This window comes from Flavobacterium sp. (assembly GCF_027533505.1).
Taxonomy (GTDB): domain Bacteria; phylum Bacteroidota; class Bacteroidia; order Flavobacteriales; family Flavobacteriaceae; genus Flavobacterium.
The window spans coordinates 41,584-56,854 of sequence record NZ_JAPZUB010000035.1 but is presented as its reverse complement, the minus strand read 5'-3'; the positions used below and the strand labels follow the sequence as shown (position 1 = coordinate 56,854).

Genomic DNA, 15,271 nt, shown 5'->3' with positions numbered 1-15,271 from the left:
AGGGTCTATTCAAGTTTATCCTTTTAGCCAGGATGTTTTTAGTTGGTTTTTTGAAGGGTCAATGGTAATATATCCTTCATTTTCGACATATGAAAACACTGCTTTTCCATTTAGTGTCAATGGTTTACCGCCACGAGTTACGGTTATGGTAACGGAATCATTTTCTTTCCATTTTTGAACGGCATCCATCAAAGGACCGATGGCATCCATCGTATACGATTTACCATCTATTCCTGTGATGATGTCGTCGGCTTTCAGTCCTATACCTTGCATAAACGGCGATAACTCCGTATCATTACGCACAACGATTTCTTTGTTGCTATTGGCAGTAATACAAGGCGTACGTTTTAAAAACAATACATTTTCAGGCTTTTGAATTTTACCTTTACCAACGCCCATTTTGGCAAAATAGCTTGCATAATCAATTGGCGTACTTCCCGATACATGGGTGCGGAGAAAAGTACCTACTTCAGGATAGGTCATCGCGGTAACTTCGTCAAATAATTCAGCATCCAAAAACGGACGAGAGGGCCCGTATTTTTCGGTGAGTTTTTGCATTAAGTCCAAAATACCTCGCGTTCCATTGCTCTTTTCACGAATAATAATGTCGATACACATCCCAATCAGCGCTCCCTTACTATAAACATTTAAGTATTGGGATTTGTAGGGTTCTGTGAGTACATTCTGACTCATTTCGGTAAAGGGCATCGTGTCATTCATTCGTTTGGCTTCACTTATTTTATTGGCCATTCGTTTGTAAAAATCTTCTTCCGAGATAAGTCCTTGATTGACTTGAAACAGGTTGGCAAAATATTCGGTAACTCCTTCATACATCCACAAATGTTGCGACATTTTGGGATTATTGAAATCAAAATAATGAATTTCATGGGAATGTACACCAAGTGGCGTAACGATATGGAAGAACTCATGCGAAACCACATCAATCAATTGCTTTCCAAGGGCTTCTGCGGGCATCATTTCGGGAAATACTACGGTAGTTGAAGTGTTGTGCTCTAAAGCACCAAATCCCCGCGCATCGGGTTTGTCGGTTTCCGATAAGTAAAGAAGGATCGTATATTTTTTATTGTTGTTGACCGGCCCCAAAAATTTCTTTTGGGCGCGAATCATCTTTTCGATGGCAGGTGATAAAACGGCAGCACTGTGTTTGGCATTGGGAGAATACACACTAAATAAAATGTCCATACCATCTACTTGAAAAGAGGTGTAGTCTGGTTTTCCATACATAATAGGATTATCTACCAATTCGTTATATCGTTCGGCGATAAATACATCAGATGTGGCTGAGGCATCGGTATCAAGTAACGAAGTTGCTCCAAACATGCTGTCGGGGTGGGTAATTTTTAACTCGTAGTTGATATCTTTTTTTCCCTCAAAATAACCCACAAAACCATGTTGGTTGATCATGAAATTTTTCCCAGCATTGATATTGGTTCCCGCGGGCGAAAAAATACCACCGCCAAAACCACCGCCGCGTTCGCTATCAAAGGTGTCGTTGACGAGATAGGTTATTTTAGCCAATTTTTGCGCCTCCTTGATTTGCCACGAATTGGTACTTAACGCTTGAACAGGTAGTTCTTTTCCTTGTGCGTCAAAGGCTTTTAATTGCTCTATTAATTTACCATAATCATCCACCGCATAAGTTCCTGGGATGATTTTGGGCAAATGGTATACAATTTCGGCTTCGGTTAAGGTTGGCGGCGTCACACTGACAGCGACTTTGTCATCGGTAATGTTGACCAAATCCAAATGTACGACCACATTGTTTTTCTTGGCTACCGTAGGGGTTGAAGCGCCACAGCCTGCTAGCATCAGCGCGGCCAAAAAGGAAAATAAAAATTGTTTCATCGAAAAATATTTATGCCATTGGTAGGCTAAATCGTTGTTTCGTTACAATTTTTTTATAAAATCCATGATAACTTCCGTCAATTTCGGTTCGATAGGTAACTTTCCGTCTGCATACGATAGCCGATTGGCTTGTTCCTCGGGGGTGTTTTTAAGCACATGATTCATGTTGGGAATAATAGCATAGACCGCATCTGGTTTGGCGGCTTTCAACAAGGCTGCATCTTCTACGGGAACTTGTAAATCTTTATCTCCGTTGATGATCAAAACGGGCAGTTGAAGTTCACGGATGATTTTGGCTGGATTGTGAACAAACCACGAGCATAAGTAGGGGAGCACAGTAGGGCGAAAAACACTTTCCATGCCAGGAATAACTACGTCACATGTCCATTTCTGGGTTGCTTTCAACGCATCGAGACATTGACGCAATGCCTCTTTTTGTTCCGGCTTGTTTCGGGTCAGTTGTTCAATCAAAATCTCATCAGCGGGGCGGCCTGCTCCTGCGAGCGAAACAAAGGCATCGGCCCCGTAAGGTGCAGCCAACATTCCTACCAAAGACCCTTCACTGTGTCCGATGAGAACAATTTTAGCGTACTTTTTCAGATTTGAAAAATGCTGTAGTATAGTTTTCGCATCGGTGACCATGTCGTCAAAACGCAGTGTTTTTTCATCCATTGTTTTTTGAATAACTTGGGCAATGATCCGTTTATCGTAACTAAAAAAAGAAATGCCTTTTTCAGCGAGACTTTGCCCTAAAAATTTATAACAATTGGTCGACATTCCGGGCTGATTTCCATTGCGGTTCGTCGGTCCCGAGCCAGCGATTAAAATGACTAAGGTATTTGAGGTGTCGGGAGAGGCGGGTGTGATTAATGTTCCTTTGAGTAAGGTATTGATTTCAATTTCTTGCGCACTGAAGTTACTTTGGGCTTGTGTCAAAAAAGTGAACAAGCATAATGCGAGGATATACCGTGTTTTCATACTATTAATTTACCTAACGAAGGTAAAAAAATATCCATTTGGTTTAGCGTTTGGAGATTTTATTTCCAGTAATTTGCCGCTGTAAAGTGCATTTAAAACGGTCAATTCCTTTCACACGACGTTGGGCATGTTTGGTAGCTCGACCTTGCACACGCGCACGCCACATACGAAAGCTAGAGGGTTTCATTTCACGACGCATGAGCGTAATTGTCTCCTGTTCAGACAATCCAAACTGATAGGTAATGGCTTCAAAAGGAGTACGGTCCTCCCAGGCCATTTCGATAATGCGGTCAATTTGCGCTTCGGTGAGTTCTTTGTTTTGCATAGTCAAAATTCGGAATACCGTTCAACATGAAACGATGAACAAGCGTTAATTTTTAGGTAAAACAATGCGGTCCCCTTTTTTTTCGATATTGAAATCTATTCCGGTTTATGGGTCGGTTTTCTGAGCGGTTGAAAAGGGATTTGCAGTAAATTTGAAAGTCTATTATGCTCCTTTGGGTCTTGATGGGTATCAATACCATATACAATTTGCTCTCGATCGAGGTGACGATAGGTGCCCAAAATTCGGTCCCAAATGGAAAAAATATTTCCATAATTGCTATCGGTGTAGGGAAGCTGGTAATGGTGATGTACTTTATGCATGTCGGGAGAAACCAAAATGTAACTCATCCAACGGTCTAATTTTTTGGGAAGGCCAATGTTAGCATGGTTAAATTGGGTCATGACTACGGATAAGGATTGGTACAAAAAAACCAACCACATCGGACAACCCATAATCAATACTCCTAAACAGGTAAAGGCAAAACGAATCACACTTTCCCCTGGGTGGTGTCGATTACCTGAAGTGGTATCCAAATATGTGTCGGTATGGTGTATCAGGTGAAAACGCCAAAGGGGATACCAACGGTGCTCGACAAAATGGGCTAAATAGGCTCCAAAAAAATCAAGCCCCAACAAGCCCACAATGAGAAACAGCCAAGAAGGCATTTCGGGCAAAAGGTTGAGCAATCCGATTTCATGGTGAACGCTATAATCCGCCGTGCGAAGCAATAAAAAGGCCAATGCAAAATTGACCAAAATGGTGGTTCCCGTAAAGAATAAGTTGATACCCGCATGTTGCCATTTGGAATAGGTAAAGCGGATAAATGGTGCGGCACTCTCAAAAAGCCAAAAAAGAGCAATTCCACCGGCCAACAATGCGGCGCGGTGTGACGAAGGAATAGTATCAAAATACGCGATGAAATTATCCATAATCATTATTTTAAGGTGCGAAAAGTGAGGTTAATCCTCGGACCCACGGGTCGTGCAGTTTTCGGAATTTGGTGTTTCCAATAATGTTGCGTGGTTCCTTGCATCAGGAGTAAACTACCCGAAGTGAGTGGAATTTTTAATTTTTCTTCTCGCAAGGTATTATGTTGCAAATGAAAAGCGCGCTCGGCCCCAAAACTGAGTGAGGCAATCACGGGATTGCGACCCAATTCTTTTTCATTATCGGCATGCCACCCGTTGCTGTCTTGTCCGTGGCGATACAAATTGAGTAATACGGTGGTAAAATGGGTGTGGGCAATTTGCTCCACTTCTTCTTTTAAAAACGTAAGCAAAGGCGTCCACGGATGGGGTTGCATGACCACATTAGCGTACGCATAGGGTTTTCCCTCATGTCCGAACAATGCCGTTAATCGCGGTTGTGGATAAGTTTTTCCATAAACGGTAATGGGATCATTGCGCCAAGGGGTTTGGGAAAGCAACACGTCATAATATTCTTGCGCTTTATCGCTGGCTATGAAGTTCGGATACAAACAAATATCTGCATCGGGGACTGAAAAATGAATCGGTTCATGTAAATCAAATAAGGACATAGCTACTCTTTGGTGCTCTCAAATTTACAAAAAGAGTTGCTCAAAATCGATATAACTAAAAGCCCAATACATTAATAAAAATTGCAATGGTAAGCGAATATATAGCAACCAAAGCGGCAGTCCTAATCGCCCATCCGAATAGGTCACCATGTAGATGTTGGCTGGAAAAATCAAAATCAATAGAAGAATGATGAAAACTGCTGCGAGACTTGTAAATCACGGGATACACAAGGCGATACCCAACACAATTTCTAAAAATCCCGTCATCTCATTGATGAATTTTTTATTGGTAAAAAAAGGGGGAATGATTTTGTAATACAGATTTGGTTTTCTAAAATGGTTAATTCCAGCCACAATATACAATAGGGCCATACCATATAAATGCCAAGGTTGGGTCATGTTGGGTTGTTTTAGATTTGTCAAAATAATAAAATTTTAACAGTTTTAACAACTATTTTGCCCAGAAAATTACGGTAGTGGTTTGTTATGTCTTCTTTTTAAATGAAATATTCATAAAAATGATGGCTAAAAGGATGAGCAGTATCCCCAACCATTGCAGTCCTACCACACTTTCATCAAGAATATAAAAGGCCATCAATACGGATACAGGTAATTCCAATGCCGAAACAATACTTCCTAAACCAATTCCGGTGATAGGAAATCCAGCGTTCATTAATAGTGGCGGAATGATGGTTCCAAAAAGGGCTAAAACAACACCCCATTTAAGAAAGATACCCCACTGAAAAGGAGTATTCTGGGTGACTAAGGCAAATCCAATCACGATTATTGCGCCCCCGAGAAGCATGTACAAACTGCGTTGCGCCGATGAAATGCCCAATGCTACTCGATTGGCGGTAAACATAGTAGTCGTAAAAGAGGCAGCAGCCAACATTCCGAATAATATCCCGCGCCAATCCAAGGTAAATTCACTATTCATGATATTGGTCGCCCCCAGCGTTCCTAACAATACCATTCCCACCGAAAGGTTTTTTTGTAAAGATGGTCTTCGTTTTTCAATAATCCATTCCAAAAGCACACCCATCCATACGGTTTGCATTAACAGTACAATGGCAATAGAAACATTGATGTATTTGACACATAGATAATAAAAAACGCTGGTCATACCCAATGAAGTTCCCGCCAGCATGAGTTGAAAAATGTTTTTTGGAGTGGCTTTATCGACAGGTTTACGGGACTTGTATTTTTGAAAAGCATTGAGGAGTAGTATCCCAAAGATACCATACCCAAATTGCGAAAGGGTAACTTCGGCCGTGGTGTAATGTTCGCGGTACGCTAATTTTACAAAAGTGGCCAGCATCCCATAACTGGAGGCTCCTAAACCTACTAAAAAAACACCTTTAAGTATTGATTTTCCTGTCATTTTTTTAATTAAAAAGCCGACAAAGATACTCGATTATAGGATATCCCTACAAAAACATTTTTGCTTACCTAAAGATTCCCGAAAGCGGGGCTTGGGTGATGCCAATCGATGTGGGCGGGTGCTGTAATTTTTGCTGTAATAACGTAGCATACACCGATCGAAAGTCCGTTTCAAATTTTAAATCTCCCTGGTCTAAGTCGTCGAGGTTGGGATTGGTGCCCACAATTCTCCCCGTGGTGTTTCCGCCAATCACAAAAACAGGTGCTGCAGTTCCATGATCGGTTCCATTACCGTTGTCCCGTACCCGCCGACCAAATTCCGAAAACACGACCAAGGTGACTTGCTGAAGCAATCCTGCTCGCTTGATTTCGGTGTAAAAAGCATATACCGCTTCATCCAATTCTTTGAGTTTATTGTGGTGAATGGTTTTTTGATTGTCGTGCGTGTCATACCCATTTTGGGAAGTATAGTACACATGCGTGTGTAAATTTCCTTTGATCAAACGTGCAATCCATTCCAGATTTTTCCCTAATGCCGTGGTAGGATAACTAACCTCTGTTTGGGAAGCTGCTATGGCTCGACGGATATCATCGGCACCTTCAACCACTGAGGAAGCAATTTTTCGAACAAAGTCGAGTTGCGGGTTGGTGGAGAGTTGGCTCGCTTCGCCTGCAGCATGACTTCGAAAACGCGCAGGGTCTTTCACGGTAATGCTGTTGGGCTCTTTGCCGCGAAGGGCCAAATTATCAATACTATCAATGTTGACTCCTCCGGTAGGTTGCGTTGTAGTACATTGTAAATCCAAATACCGACCCAACCACCCTTCCGTGAGGTATTCTTGAGCGCCTGAAGCGGTTTGCCAAATTTCTTGACTGCGAAAATGGGATCGGTTGGGTGAAGGATAGCCAACGTTCTGAATGACGGTTAAGTCGCCATTTTGCTGTATAGTATTCCAGTTTTTCAGAGCCGGATGCCATCCCATTCCGTTATTTTTCCCGACAATATCATTTTTGGCAATAGCAATATGAGGCCGTAAGTCATAATAGCCAAGATGATCAAAAGGGATATAGGTGTTTAACCCATCGTTTCCTCCATTGAGTTGGAGAAACACGACACACGAATCTTTCTGATTTTGAGAGGGTTGCGTTCCTAATGCATGGAGAAAATCGGGAAGAACCAATAATCCTCCTGTAAAGGTTCCTGTAAGACTTAAAAAGTTTCTTCTATTCATATTAAATGAGTTGAAATTCAGGGGATTTGACTAGCGTTAAAAACAACCGCATTACGGCTTCTTGAGCGTTGGGATCATGGGCGTTAAAATCATATTTGAGTACCGCATCTACCTGTTTTTGAAGTTCTTCATCCACTTGAAACACCAAGCGTTGGGCCATTTTGCGTTTAATTTCGCCTGCGGAGTCGTTGGGATTAAAGGCCACTTTTGGGATGTATTCTTGCGGTGATTTCGTTTTTGAAAGCGTATCAGGAAGTTCTTTCAATACCCTACGGTTAAGTTCTTTTCCGCGACAAAGCAAGTCGCAAGCGTTCTGACGTTGTAAATAAATTTGGGATGTGAGCCAATTTTTTCCGCCTGTCCATCCTTTTACATTGGGTTGATTGCATAAATCCATGCCCTGTTGCCGTAAGAAAAACACGAGCAGGTTTTCATTGGGATTTGCAATGTGTAATTCGTCATGAAGGTGCAAAATAAACTCCAACGGATTTTTTATCTTGCTTCCAGCCGTGGGTTTGCCAAATTCCTCTACCACGATTTTTTGAAGGAGCGGTTGTATTTCAAATTGAACACTCCGAAAATAGTCCCCATAATACGTTACCAGCTCCTCGGGAGGGGAGTCGTATATAAACCATTGCAATAGTTTTCGGGTAATCAAATAGGGAACGGCGGGTTGTTCAAAAATACGATCCACCAAATCTTCTACTTTAAACGGGCCTGTTTTTCCCAAATACGTAATCGTATCGGGGTCTTCCAATCGGGGACGATACTGGGCTTTGTTTTCGCCGAGATGCAAACCGGCAAGCGCTTTGGCTCCCATTTTCACATCATTTTCCGTGTAATGGCCAATGCCTAACGTAAAAAGTTCGAGGAGTTCGCGGCTGAGATTTTCATTGATAGCCCCTCTTTGGTTATCAACATTGTCCAAATACCGCACCATAGCATTTGTTTGTAGCACGGCTTTGGTTAAGGTTTTTAAAATTTCCAAAAGCCATTTCCCGCAAAAGTTGATTGTGTTGGTAAATCCACCAATTCACCTTTACTTTTTGTTGGGTAGCTACAAAATGATTGTGCCAAAACAGCACCATTTTTTCTCGCAAGGGGAAGGGGGTGTTTTGTATTTCGTTGATCCACCATGCCTTAAAAGCGATACCATTTTGAATTTGTTTTTTGAGAATGGCTTTGGTATCGGGATCTTCTGCATTTTTGATTTGTTGTCGAATTTGACGTAATTCAGCCAACGACTTGGGTTCGCTGGCCAAAAAATCGGGTTGCTTTTGAGTAAAAGGCGCCTTAATAGATGTTTGGAGAAAATCGGCAATTCCATTTTTTTGGATGCTTTCAGCCTGCTGGGCGCTAAATCCCAAACGTAACGACCAAAGAAGGGCGGGTTCCATAGTTAAGTTTTACAAATTAGACTTTATTTAACAGTCAAGGTTTAAATAAAATACGAAAAATGGTGTTACTAAATTATAAATTCAGCGAAATGAAAGGCATTGTTTTTATTCTCGCCATTTTTTTGATTCAGTGTGTAAAAAAAGAGGAAATCGAACCCGTTCAAACGAAGGCAACGTATGCTTCTTATCATCAAGAAGCCTTGTTGTTTTGTCAAAATAAGGGCATGAGTACCCATTTTTACTACCTTTTAGACTTACGAATTCCTTCGGGTAAGAATCGTTTTTTTGTGTATGATTTTGCCAATGATGCGATTACGCATGCCCAATTGGTAACCCATGGAAGTTGCGATGTTTTTGCTCCCAATCCAGAACGATGGGAACAGGCAAAATTTGATAAACGGGTCAACAGCCATTGTAGTATGGTAGGGAAATACAAAATTGGTCGTAGGGATACCAGTGCATGGGGGATTAAAATTAAATATTGGCTGCATGGTCTCGAGTCCTCCAATGCTACGGCCGTCGAACGGGTAGTGGTGCTTCATTCCTGGAATGCCGTTTCCGATGCTGAAATTCATCCTGAAGTGAGTCCTTTAAGTTGGGGTTGTCCTGCGGTTTCCAATGATTTTATGCGCATTTTGGATGCCCAATTGCAGGCCGAACCCAAGCCAGTCTTGTTATGGATAATCGGAAATTAAGCATATAAAATAATTTATACATATTATTTAAAACATAAATAAAAATATATAAACTTTCTTTTTCACCTTTGCCTCGTTAAACAAACTTACTATGACACGAATTACGATTGCAAAAGGTGACGGAATTGGTCCCGAAATTATGGATGCCACTTTGGCGGTATTGAAAGCAGCTGGAGCCGCTTTAGAGTACGATGAGATTGAAGTGGGAGAGAAAGTTTATTTGTCTGGAAACACTTCAGGGATTGCAGCTTCCTCTTGGGATATCATCCGACGTAACAAAGTATTTTTGAAAGCTCCAATCACCACTCCCCAAGGAGGAGGATACAAGAGTTTGAATGTAACTACCCGTAAATTTTTAGGGTTGTATTCAAACGTACGTCCATGTTTGTCTTTGAGTCCTTATGTAGCGACCAAACACCCTCAAATGGACGTGGTTATTATTCGTGAAAATGAAGAAGATTTATATGCAGGTATCGAGCACCAGCAAACCGATGAGGTGATTCAATGTTTGAAATTGATTAGCCGTCCTGGTTGTGAGAAGATTGTTCGTTATGCCTTTGAATATGCGCGTGCTTTTGGACGTAAAAAGGTAACTTGTTTCACCAAAGACAACATTATGAAGCAAACCGATGGATTGTTTCACAAAGTTTTTGATGAAATTGCAGTGGAATATCCAGAAATTGAAAACGAACACTGGATTATCGATATTGGAGCTGCAAAATTGGCCGATACACCCGAGGCTTTTGATGTCATTGTAACCTTAAACTTGTATGGTGACGTTCTTTCAGATGTTGCAGCACAAATTGCAGGTTCGGTAGGTATGGCAGGTTCGGCCAATATTGGAGAATCCTGTGCAATGTTTGAAGCTATTCATGGGTCAGCACCACGTCGTGCGGGTCAAGATGTGGCGAACCCTTCGGGATTGTTACAAGGTGCTATCATGATGTTGCAACATTTGGGTCAGAATTCCATCGCAGAAAAAATTCAAAATGCTTGGTTAAAAACCATTGAAGATGGTATTCATACCTATGATATTTTCAAAGAAGGCGTAAGTGCGCAAAAAGTAGGAACACAAGCGTTTGCTGAAGCGATCATTGCCCGATTGGGTCAGAAACCTTCAGTATTGAAAGCCGTAGAATACCGTGATGGAGCACCGATGAATTTGCCTTCATACAAGCGTCCTGCGCCACAAGTAAAAACGCTTCATGGAGTAGACTTATTTGTACACTGGGCGGGAACTTCAGCCGATACGTTGGCCGAGTCGATTCAAAAATTAAATGATGGTGGACTTCAGTTAAGCATGATTACCAACCGTGGGATTAAAGTTTGGCCTGAAGGATTTGCAGAAACTTTTTGTACCGACCATTGGCGTTGTCGATTCAAAATGAAAGACGGAAGCGAGTTGTCAAAAGCGCATATCATTGGGTTATTGCAACAAGCAGAGACGCACGGTATCGATGTGGTGAAAACAGAGAACTTGTATCATTTTGACGGTACACCTGCATACTCTTTAGGTCAAGGACAATAAGTGTTATGGAACTCCAATTAATCGACGGAAAGTTTGATCCCCAAGAAGCGATTGCTTTGTTACGGGAATTGGTAGACGTGAAAATCAAGTTTCACGAAAAGAAAATTGCCGCAAGTATGTCGGAAGAGGATATCAAGTTTCGCGAACAACGAATCAAAGCGTTGCAAACCGCAGCGCATGAGATGACGGTTGCCCTCCGCGAACAATCGGGATCGGTTCGTATTCACACCCATTTCGGATTTGATGCGTAGCCTTTGGTATCTCATTCTCAGTGGCCTTTTGTTAGCGGCTATCTCTTGGTGGCTTCAAGATATTTTGTGGTCGTCATTGGCTGAGGCGGGAAGTGTATTGATTGGTTTGGTTTTATGTAAAAAAATAGCGCATGGATTTGACACAAGTGACCTTAATTGATGGTGTTTTTCAACCGGATGAAGCCCGCGAGCTATTGACCAAGTTGATTAATCACAAGATTCAGTATCATCAAGTGGATGCGTTTAGTAAAGATATTCGCAACATTGAAGATAGTGCGCACAGCACACAGCGAATCAAAGCCTTAGAAGATGCTTTGGCGACGTTGCAGCAAACGGTAAAAGAAGCCGAAGCCCACCACAAGCGTATTGTCATCAAAAGTGATATCGCTTTAACTTTTGAATAATGAAATTATTTGCGGGTCGAACGGTTGCTATAGCTACTGCCCATCACAAAGAGCGTGTGATGGCTCCCATTCTTGAGCGGGAATTGGGAGTTTCCTGTACCGTTCCGACCGCATTGAACACCGATAGTTTAGGCACCTTTTCTGGAGAAATTCCCCGGGTAAAGGATGTGATAAGTACCCTTCGTGACAAGTGCAACTTGGCTATGAAAAAGAACAATTATGATCTTGTAGTTGCCAGCGAAGGGTCTTTCGGTGCTCATCCCTCGAGTCCATTTCTTCCTGCTAATTATGAAACCGTTTTGCTCATTGATTTTCAAAACAACCGAGAATACACGGGGCGGTATTGGACAAGCGACACGAATTTTACAGGCGCATTTGTAAAGGATGAGGAAGATTTAGACGCGTTTGTTACTCGAGTAGGTTTTCCCCAACATGCGGTTATTGTACGAAAGGACGATCAATCGTATGCCCCTATATACAAAGGGGTTCAAGATTACGATGTATTGGTAGAGCATTTTCAAAGTTTGAAACAGGAATTTGGAAGTTGTTACGTGGAAACCGATATGCGGGCCCACTTCAACCCAAAGCGGATGACTGCCATAGCTAAAGCGACACAAAATTTAGTAGATACATTGTTATCGCTATGCCCGCAATGCCAAGCCCCCGGATTTTCAGTGCAACACATGGAATCGGGATTACCTTGTGGCTGGTGCAATCAACCCACGCGTTCGCCGTTGTATGCGCTTTATCATTGCGATACTTGTTCGTTTGAAGAAAAACGATTTTATCCCCTGCAAAAAGAAGTAGAGGACCCTCAATTTTGTGATTATTGTAACCCATAACCCATGCACACACCCGATATTCAAATAGCTCAATTACTGCTTGAAAGCGGAAATGTAGTCGCGATTCCAACCGAGACGGTGTATGGTTTGGCAGCCAATATTTACCATCAAGAAGCGATTGAAAAAATTTACACGTTAAAAAATCGTCCGCGTACCAGTCCTTTGATAGTGCATGTAGATTCGGTGGCACGGTGTGAAACGCTGGTGGCTTATCTTCCCGATAAAGCGAAACAATTGATGGATCATTTTTGGCCAGGACCACTTACGGTTTTGCTTCCTAAAAGTGATCAAGTGCCTGACTGGATTACCGGTGAAAGCAATCGCGTAGGGATTCGGATGCCACAACATCCTTTGACTTTAGCATTGATAAAAAATTGTGATTTTCCCTTGGCAGCTCCTAGCGCCAATCCTTTTTCCAAAATCAGTCCCACTTCAGCCGAAATGGTTCGCCATTATTTTGAAGATCAGGACGTTTTTGTATTGGATGGCGGCCCGAGTCAAGCCGGATTGGAGTCAACCATTGTTGGATTTGAAGATGAAAAAGCCATTGTGTATCGTTTGGGGGCCCTTTCATTGGAAGATATAGAAGCGGTAATTGGCCCGGTAGACTATGCCGATAAACCCAACAAGGTATTTTTTACTCCAGGACGTTTTCCAAAACATTATGCGCCCAATACACCTGTCATTCTAACGGATGCGCCCGAGGCTACAGCAAAACAATGGGTTGCGGAGCATGCTGGAAAAGCGGCGGTTTTGTCGCCCACATTCTCCTTTGTACATGAACGTTTACACCCCATTCAATGGCCCGAAAGTGAGGCATTAGATCGAGTAGCTTCGCATTTATACCGAACCCTTTTTGAATTGGATCAACAAGGATTTGATTGTTTAATTATTACCCCTTTTCCTGAGGAAGGTTTGGGGAAAACCATGAACGACCGTCTAAAACGTGCGGCGACAAAATAACCTATGGATTTACATCTACTTGCAGACAATTTGACCAATCCAGCGCTCTTGTTTTTTTTACTAGGAGTCTTAGCGGTACAATTGAAAAGTGACCTTCGAATTCCTCAAAATTCGTCGAAGTTCATTTCGATTTACCTCTTGTTCTCCATTGGATTTAAAGGAGGTCAAGAATTGTCACACAGTACGTTTAATGCTGAAATTATGGGCGCCGTTGCACTCGGATTGCTCACGGCAGTTGCCATTCCCTTGTACACATTTTTTATTCTTAAACGCAATTTTTCGATTTATGATGCTGGTGCGATTGCCGCCGCTTACGGTTCGGTAAGTGCGGTTACGTTTGTTACGGCAGGTAGTTTTTTGGAAATGCTCGATTATAAATTTAATGGGTATATGGTTGCTGTTATGGCATTGATGGAGGCGCCTGCTATTGTGGTAGGTGTGATTTTGATTCGCTTTTTTACAACCGAACGCGAGGGCCCCAAAATTGGAAGCATTATCAAACACTCGCTTACAAACGGGAGTGTTTTGTTGATTCTTGGGAGTTTGTGTATTGGGTATTTAGCCAATGAAGAGCAAGCCCAAGGAATTAAACCCTTCACCAATGATTTGTTTAAAGGATTCTTAGCGGTATTTCTGCTCGATATGGGGATTAGTAGTGGAGAAAAGTTGAATGATTTTATCAAACATGGAAAGTTTGCCTTATTGTTTTCGCTTTTTATCCCATTGCTCAATGGATGTGCGGTGGCCTGGTTGTCGGATTATTTTGTAGCCGAAGTAGGGAATCGTTTTATGTTGGCGATTCTGGCAGCAAGTGCCTCGTATATTGCCGTACCCGCTGCGATGAAAATTGCTGTTCCCAAAGCCAATCCAGGCTTGTTTTTACCCATGGCATTGGCGGTAACGTTCCCATTTAACATTACCATCGGTATGCCTGTTTTTCTTACTATTATTGAAAGTACTTAGTTTTTTCTATACTTTGTTAGGTTGGTGAGCACTTGCACTGCTCAAAAAATCCCGCTCAAAAGGCGGGATTTTTCATTTAAACTTTTATCGTCTTCGACCCGTTTGGGTTCGGTTTTTTCGAATAACTGTAGTCCCTCGCGGTGAAGTCGTGCGCACCACTCGCGTTCCTCTTCGGTTATTGACAATAACGGTGGTGTGCCGTCGATTGGGGCGATACACCCGATGCGCTACTACAACCGTTCGTGTGGGTACCCGCCGATAGACTAGTCGATGGGGTGCACAACGGGTTGTAAATACGCTAAAGGTGACCACACGCCACGGACGCCATCCTTGTGGATATATGCGCCAACGCCAAGGCGAACGCCACACGACATAACCCGGGCGGTACATAAAGCGAACGGCAGGCCAGAACCAAACATTGACAGCCAAAGCTTTGGCATCGTAAACAACTCCATTGGGACCTTTACCTTTGATTGTTTCGGAAACGTCTTGGGGTTCTACAATGGTGTTGGGAGCATACAGCGCTTCATCCCCTTCGATTTGTAATTGGGCACTATCGGGTCCTGTTTTTTCTATACCAATCACCGCGACATCTTGTTTTTCTTGATCACTCAAATAAATGCTCAACACCAAGGCATGTGTATCGCCTTCATGAAAATCGGTAACGGTAATGTAATCTACTTGCCCGTCATTGTTTAAATCCAAGTTGTTAACCCCATTGTCTTCGGCATTAATTGCTTGTTCAAAAGCTTCAATAGATTGGGATTTTTGGAAAAGAGCAAGGGCACCCTCCAAACTGAAATTTTCTCCCATAAATTCGGGATTTTCTTGCTCTTGTGCCTTACCTACAGCAAGGCTAAAGAGCGTAACGGTAAAAAGAAGTAGGCGTTTCATAGGTTATCATTTTCGT

At 42.3% G+C, this 15,271-nt stretch carries 19 protein-coding genes; 8 read left to right on the top strand and 11 right to left on the bottom strand.

What is annotated here, in order from left to right:
- Positions 1 to 15: 15 nt before the first annotated feature.
- The 10 genes from O9316_RS08170 to O9316_RS08125 all read right to left on the bottom strand — a co-directional run bounded on the left by O9316_RS08170 (position 16) and on the right by O9316_RS08125 (position 8,715).
- Entirely contained in the window at positions 16 to 1,866 is a 1,851-nt protein-coding gene (locus O9316_RS08170) for a peptidase M61 (protein ID WP_298205243.1), read from the bottom strand.
- Between the two features lie 42 nt (positions 1,867 to 1,908).
- Positions 1,909 to 2,844: an alpha/beta hydrolase gene (locus O9316_RS08165; protein WP_298205242.1), complete on the bottom strand. Its 936-nt coding sequence runs from the start codon at positions 2,842 to 2,844 to the stop codon at positions 1,909 to 1,911.
- A 43-nt stretch (positions 2,845 to 2,887) separates the two neighbouring features.
- Positions 2,888 to 3,169 carry a TIGR03643 family protein gene (locus O9316_RS08160; protein ID WP_073365235.1) on the bottom strand — a complete coding sequence of 94 codons (282 nt, stop codon included), beginning with the start codon at positions 3,167 to 3,169 and terminating at the stop codon, positions 2,888 to 2,890.
- Positions 3,170 to 3,264: 95 nt separating this feature from the next.
- On the bottom strand, positions 3,265 to 4,098 hold the full coding sequence (locus tag O9316_RS08155) for a sterol desaturase family protein (protein ID WP_298205241.1): 834 nt from the start codon (positions 4,096 to 4,098) through the stop codon (positions 3,265 to 3,267).
- 5 nt (positions 4,099 to 4,103) lie between these two features.
- On the bottom strand, positions 4,104 to 4,706 hold the full coding sequence (locus tag O9316_RS08150; protein WP_298205240.1) for an alpha-ketoglutarate-dependent dioxygenase AlkB: 603 nt from the start codon (positions 4,704 to 4,706) through the stop codon (positions 4,104 to 4,106).
- Between the two features lie 216 nt (positions 4,707 to 4,922).
- Complete coding sequence (locus tag O9316_RS08145; protein WP_298205239.1) at positions 4,923 to 5,129, bottom strand: hypothetical protein; 207 nt, start codon at positions 5,127 to 5,129, stop codon at positions 4,923 to 4,925.
- 61 nt (positions 5,130 to 5,190) lie between these two features.
- Positions 5,191 to 6,087, bottom strand: a complete 897-nt coding sequence (locus O9316_RS08140; RefSeq protein WP_298205237.1) for a DMT family transporter — start codon at positions 6,085 to 6,087, stop codon at positions 5,191 to 5,193.
- A 64-nt stretch (positions 6,088 to 6,151) separates the two neighbouring features.
- Positions 6,152 to 7,318: a DUF1501 domain-containing protein gene (locus O9316_RS08135; RefSeq protein WP_298205236.1), complete on the bottom strand. Its 1,167-nt coding sequence runs from the start codon at positions 7,316 to 7,318 to the stop codon at positions 6,152 to 6,154.
- Between the two features lies 1 nt (position 7,319).
- Positions 7,320 to 8,276: a DUF1800 family protein gene (locus O9316_RS08130; protein ID WP_298205235.1), complete on the bottom strand. Its 957-nt coding sequence runs from the start codon at positions 8,274 to 8,276 to the stop codon at positions 7,320 to 7,322.
- The gene (locus O9316_RS08125; protein ID WP_298205234.1) at positions 8,233 to 8,715 is read right to left on the bottom strand and encodes a DUF1800 family protein; all 483 of its coding nucleotides are present in this window, start codon (positions 8,713 to 8,715) and stop codon (positions 8,233 to 8,235) included. Before O9316_RS08125 ends, O9316_RS08130 begins: the two co-directional genes overlap by 44 nt.
- 89 nt (positions 8,716 to 8,804) lie before the next feature.
- On the opposite strand from O9316_RS08125, the gene O9316_RS08120 reads away from it, so the two are divergent.
- From O9316_RS08120 to O9316_RS08085, 8 genes are all read left to right on the top strand, one after another.
- A complete protein-coding gene (locus O9316_RS08120) occupies positions 8,805 to 9,410 on the top strand; it encodes a murein L,D-transpeptidase catalytic domain-containing protein (RefSeq protein WP_298205233.1) in 606 nt (201 codons plus the stop codon).
- Between the two features lie 91 nt (positions 9,411 to 9,501).
- A complete protein-coding gene (locus O9316_RS08115; RefSeq protein ID WP_298205232.1) occupies positions 9,502 to 10,938 on the top strand; it encodes an NADP-dependent isocitrate dehydrogenase in 1,437 nt (478 codons plus the stop codon).
- A 5-nt stretch (positions 10,939 to 10,943) separates the two neighbouring features.
- Positions 10,944 to 11,189, top strand: a complete 246-nt coding sequence (locus O9316_RS08110) for a hypothetical protein (protein WP_298205231.1) — start codon at positions 10,944 to 10,946, stop codon at positions 11,187 to 11,189.
- The gene (locus O9316_RS08105; protein WP_298205230.1) at positions 11,182 to 11,349 is read left to right on the top strand and encodes a hypothetical protein; all 168 of its coding nucleotides are present in this window, start codon (positions 11,182 to 11,184) and stop codon (positions 11,347 to 11,349) included. Before O9316_RS08110 ends, O9316_RS08105 begins: the two co-directional genes overlap by 8 nt.
- Complete coding sequence (locus O9316_RS08100) at positions 11,321 to 11,593, top strand: hypothetical protein (RefSeq protein WP_298205229.1); 273 nt, start codon at positions 11,321 to 11,323, stop codon at positions 11,591 to 11,593. The genes O9316_RS08105 and O9316_RS08100 overlap by 29 nt, the downstream gene beginning before the upstream one ends.
- A complete protein-coding gene (locus tag O9316_RS08095; protein ID WP_298205228.1) occupies positions 11,593 to 12,435 on the top strand; it encodes a DUF6671 family protein in 843 nt (280 codons plus the stop codon). Before O9316_RS08100 ends, O9316_RS08095 begins: the two co-directional genes overlap by 1 nt.
- 3 nt (positions 12,436 to 12,438) lie before the next feature.
- Positions 12,439 to 13,398 carry an L-threonylcarbamoyladenylate synthase gene (locus O9316_RS08090; protein ID WP_298205227.1) on the top strand — a complete coding sequence of 320 codons (960 nt, stop codon included), beginning with the start codon at positions 12,439 to 12,441 and terminating at the stop codon, positions 13,396 to 13,398.
- Between the two features lie 3 nt (positions 13,399 to 13,401).
- Positions 13,402 to 14,361 carry a sodium-dependent bicarbonate transport family permease gene (locus tag O9316_RS08085; protein WP_298205226.1) on the top strand — a complete coding sequence of 320 codons (960 nt, stop codon included), beginning with the start codon at positions 13,402 to 13,404 and terminating at the stop codon, positions 14,359 to 14,361.
- 84 nt (positions 14,362 to 14,445) lie between these two features.
- Here O9316_RS08085 and O9316_RS08080 read toward each other — a convergent pair whose 3' ends face one another.
- Positions 14,446 to 15,255, bottom strand: a complete 810-nt coding sequence (locus O9316_RS08080) for a hypothetical protein (RefSeq protein ID WP_298205225.1) — start codon at positions 15,253 to 15,255, stop codon at positions 14,446 to 14,448.
- Positions 15,256 to 15,271 lie beyond the last annotated feature (16 nt).

Bases quoted from the DNA above. Each gene is read 5' to 3' on its own strand.
- O9316_RS08170 (WP_298205243.1), bottom strand. From the start codon at position 1,866: ATGAAACAATTTTTATTTTCCTTTTTGGCCGCGCTGATGCTAGCAGGC.
- O9316_RS08165 (WP_298205242.1), bottom strand. From the start codon at position 2,844: ATGAAAACACGGTATATCCTCGCATTATGCTTGTTCACTTTTTTGACA.
- O9316_RS08160 (WP_073365235.1), bottom strand. From the start codon at position 3,169: ATGCAAAACAAAGAACTCACCGAAGCGCAAATTGACCGCATTATCGAA.
- O9316_RS08155 (WP_298205241.1), bottom strand. From the start codon at position 4,098: ATGGATAATTTCATCGCGTATTTTGATACTATTCCTTCGTCACACCGC.
- O9316_RS08150 (WP_298205240.1), bottom strand. From the start codon at position 4,706: ATGTCCTTATTTGATTTACATGAACCGATTCATTTTTCAGTCCCCGAT.
- O9316_RS08140 (WP_298205237.1), bottom strand. From the start codon at position 6,087: ATGACAGGAAAATCAATACTTAAAGGTGTTTTTTTAGTAGGTTTAGGA.
- O9316_RS08135 (WP_298205236.1), bottom strand. From the start codon at position 7,318: ATGAATAGAAGAAACTTTTTAAGTCTTACAGGAACCTTTACAGGAGGA.
- O9316_RS08125 (WP_298205234.1), bottom strand. From the start codon at position 8,715: ATGGAACCCGCCCTTCTTTGGTCGTTACGTTTGGGATTTAGCGCCCAG.
- O9316_RS08120 (WP_298205233.1), top strand. From the start codon at position 8,805: ATGAAAGGCATTGTTTTTATTCTCGCCATTTTTTTGATTCAGTGTGTA.
- O9316_RS08115 (WP_298205232.1), top strand. From the start codon at position 9,502: ATGACACGAATTACGATTGCAAAAGGTGACGGAATTGGTCCCGAAATT.
- O9316_RS08110 (WP_298205231.1), top strand. From the start codon at position 10,944: ATGGAACTCCAATTAATCGACGGAAAGTTTGATCCCCAAGAAGCGATT.
- O9316_RS08105 (WP_298205230.1), top strand. From the start codon at position 11,182: ATGCGTAGCCTTTGGTATCTCATTCTCAGTGGCCTTTTGTTAGCGGCT.
- O9316_RS08100 (WP_298205229.1), top strand. From the start codon at position 11,321: ATGGATTTGACACAAGTGACCTTAATTGATGGTGTTTTTCAACCGGAT.
- O9316_RS08095 (WP_298205228.1), top strand. From the start codon at position 11,593: ATGAAATTATTTGCGGGTCGAACGGTTGCTATAGCTACTGCCCATCAC.
- O9316_RS08090 (WP_298205227.1), top strand. From the start codon at position 12,439: ATGCACACACCCGATATTCAAATAGCTCAATTACTGCTTGAAAGCGGA.
- O9316_RS08085 (WP_298205226.1), top strand. From the start codon at position 13,402: ATGGATTTACATCTACTTGCAGACAATTTGACCAATCCAGCGCTCTTG.
- O9316_RS08080 (WP_298205225.1), bottom strand. From the start codon at position 15,255: ATGAAACGCCTACTTCTTTTTACCGTTACGCTCTTTAGCCTTGCTGTA.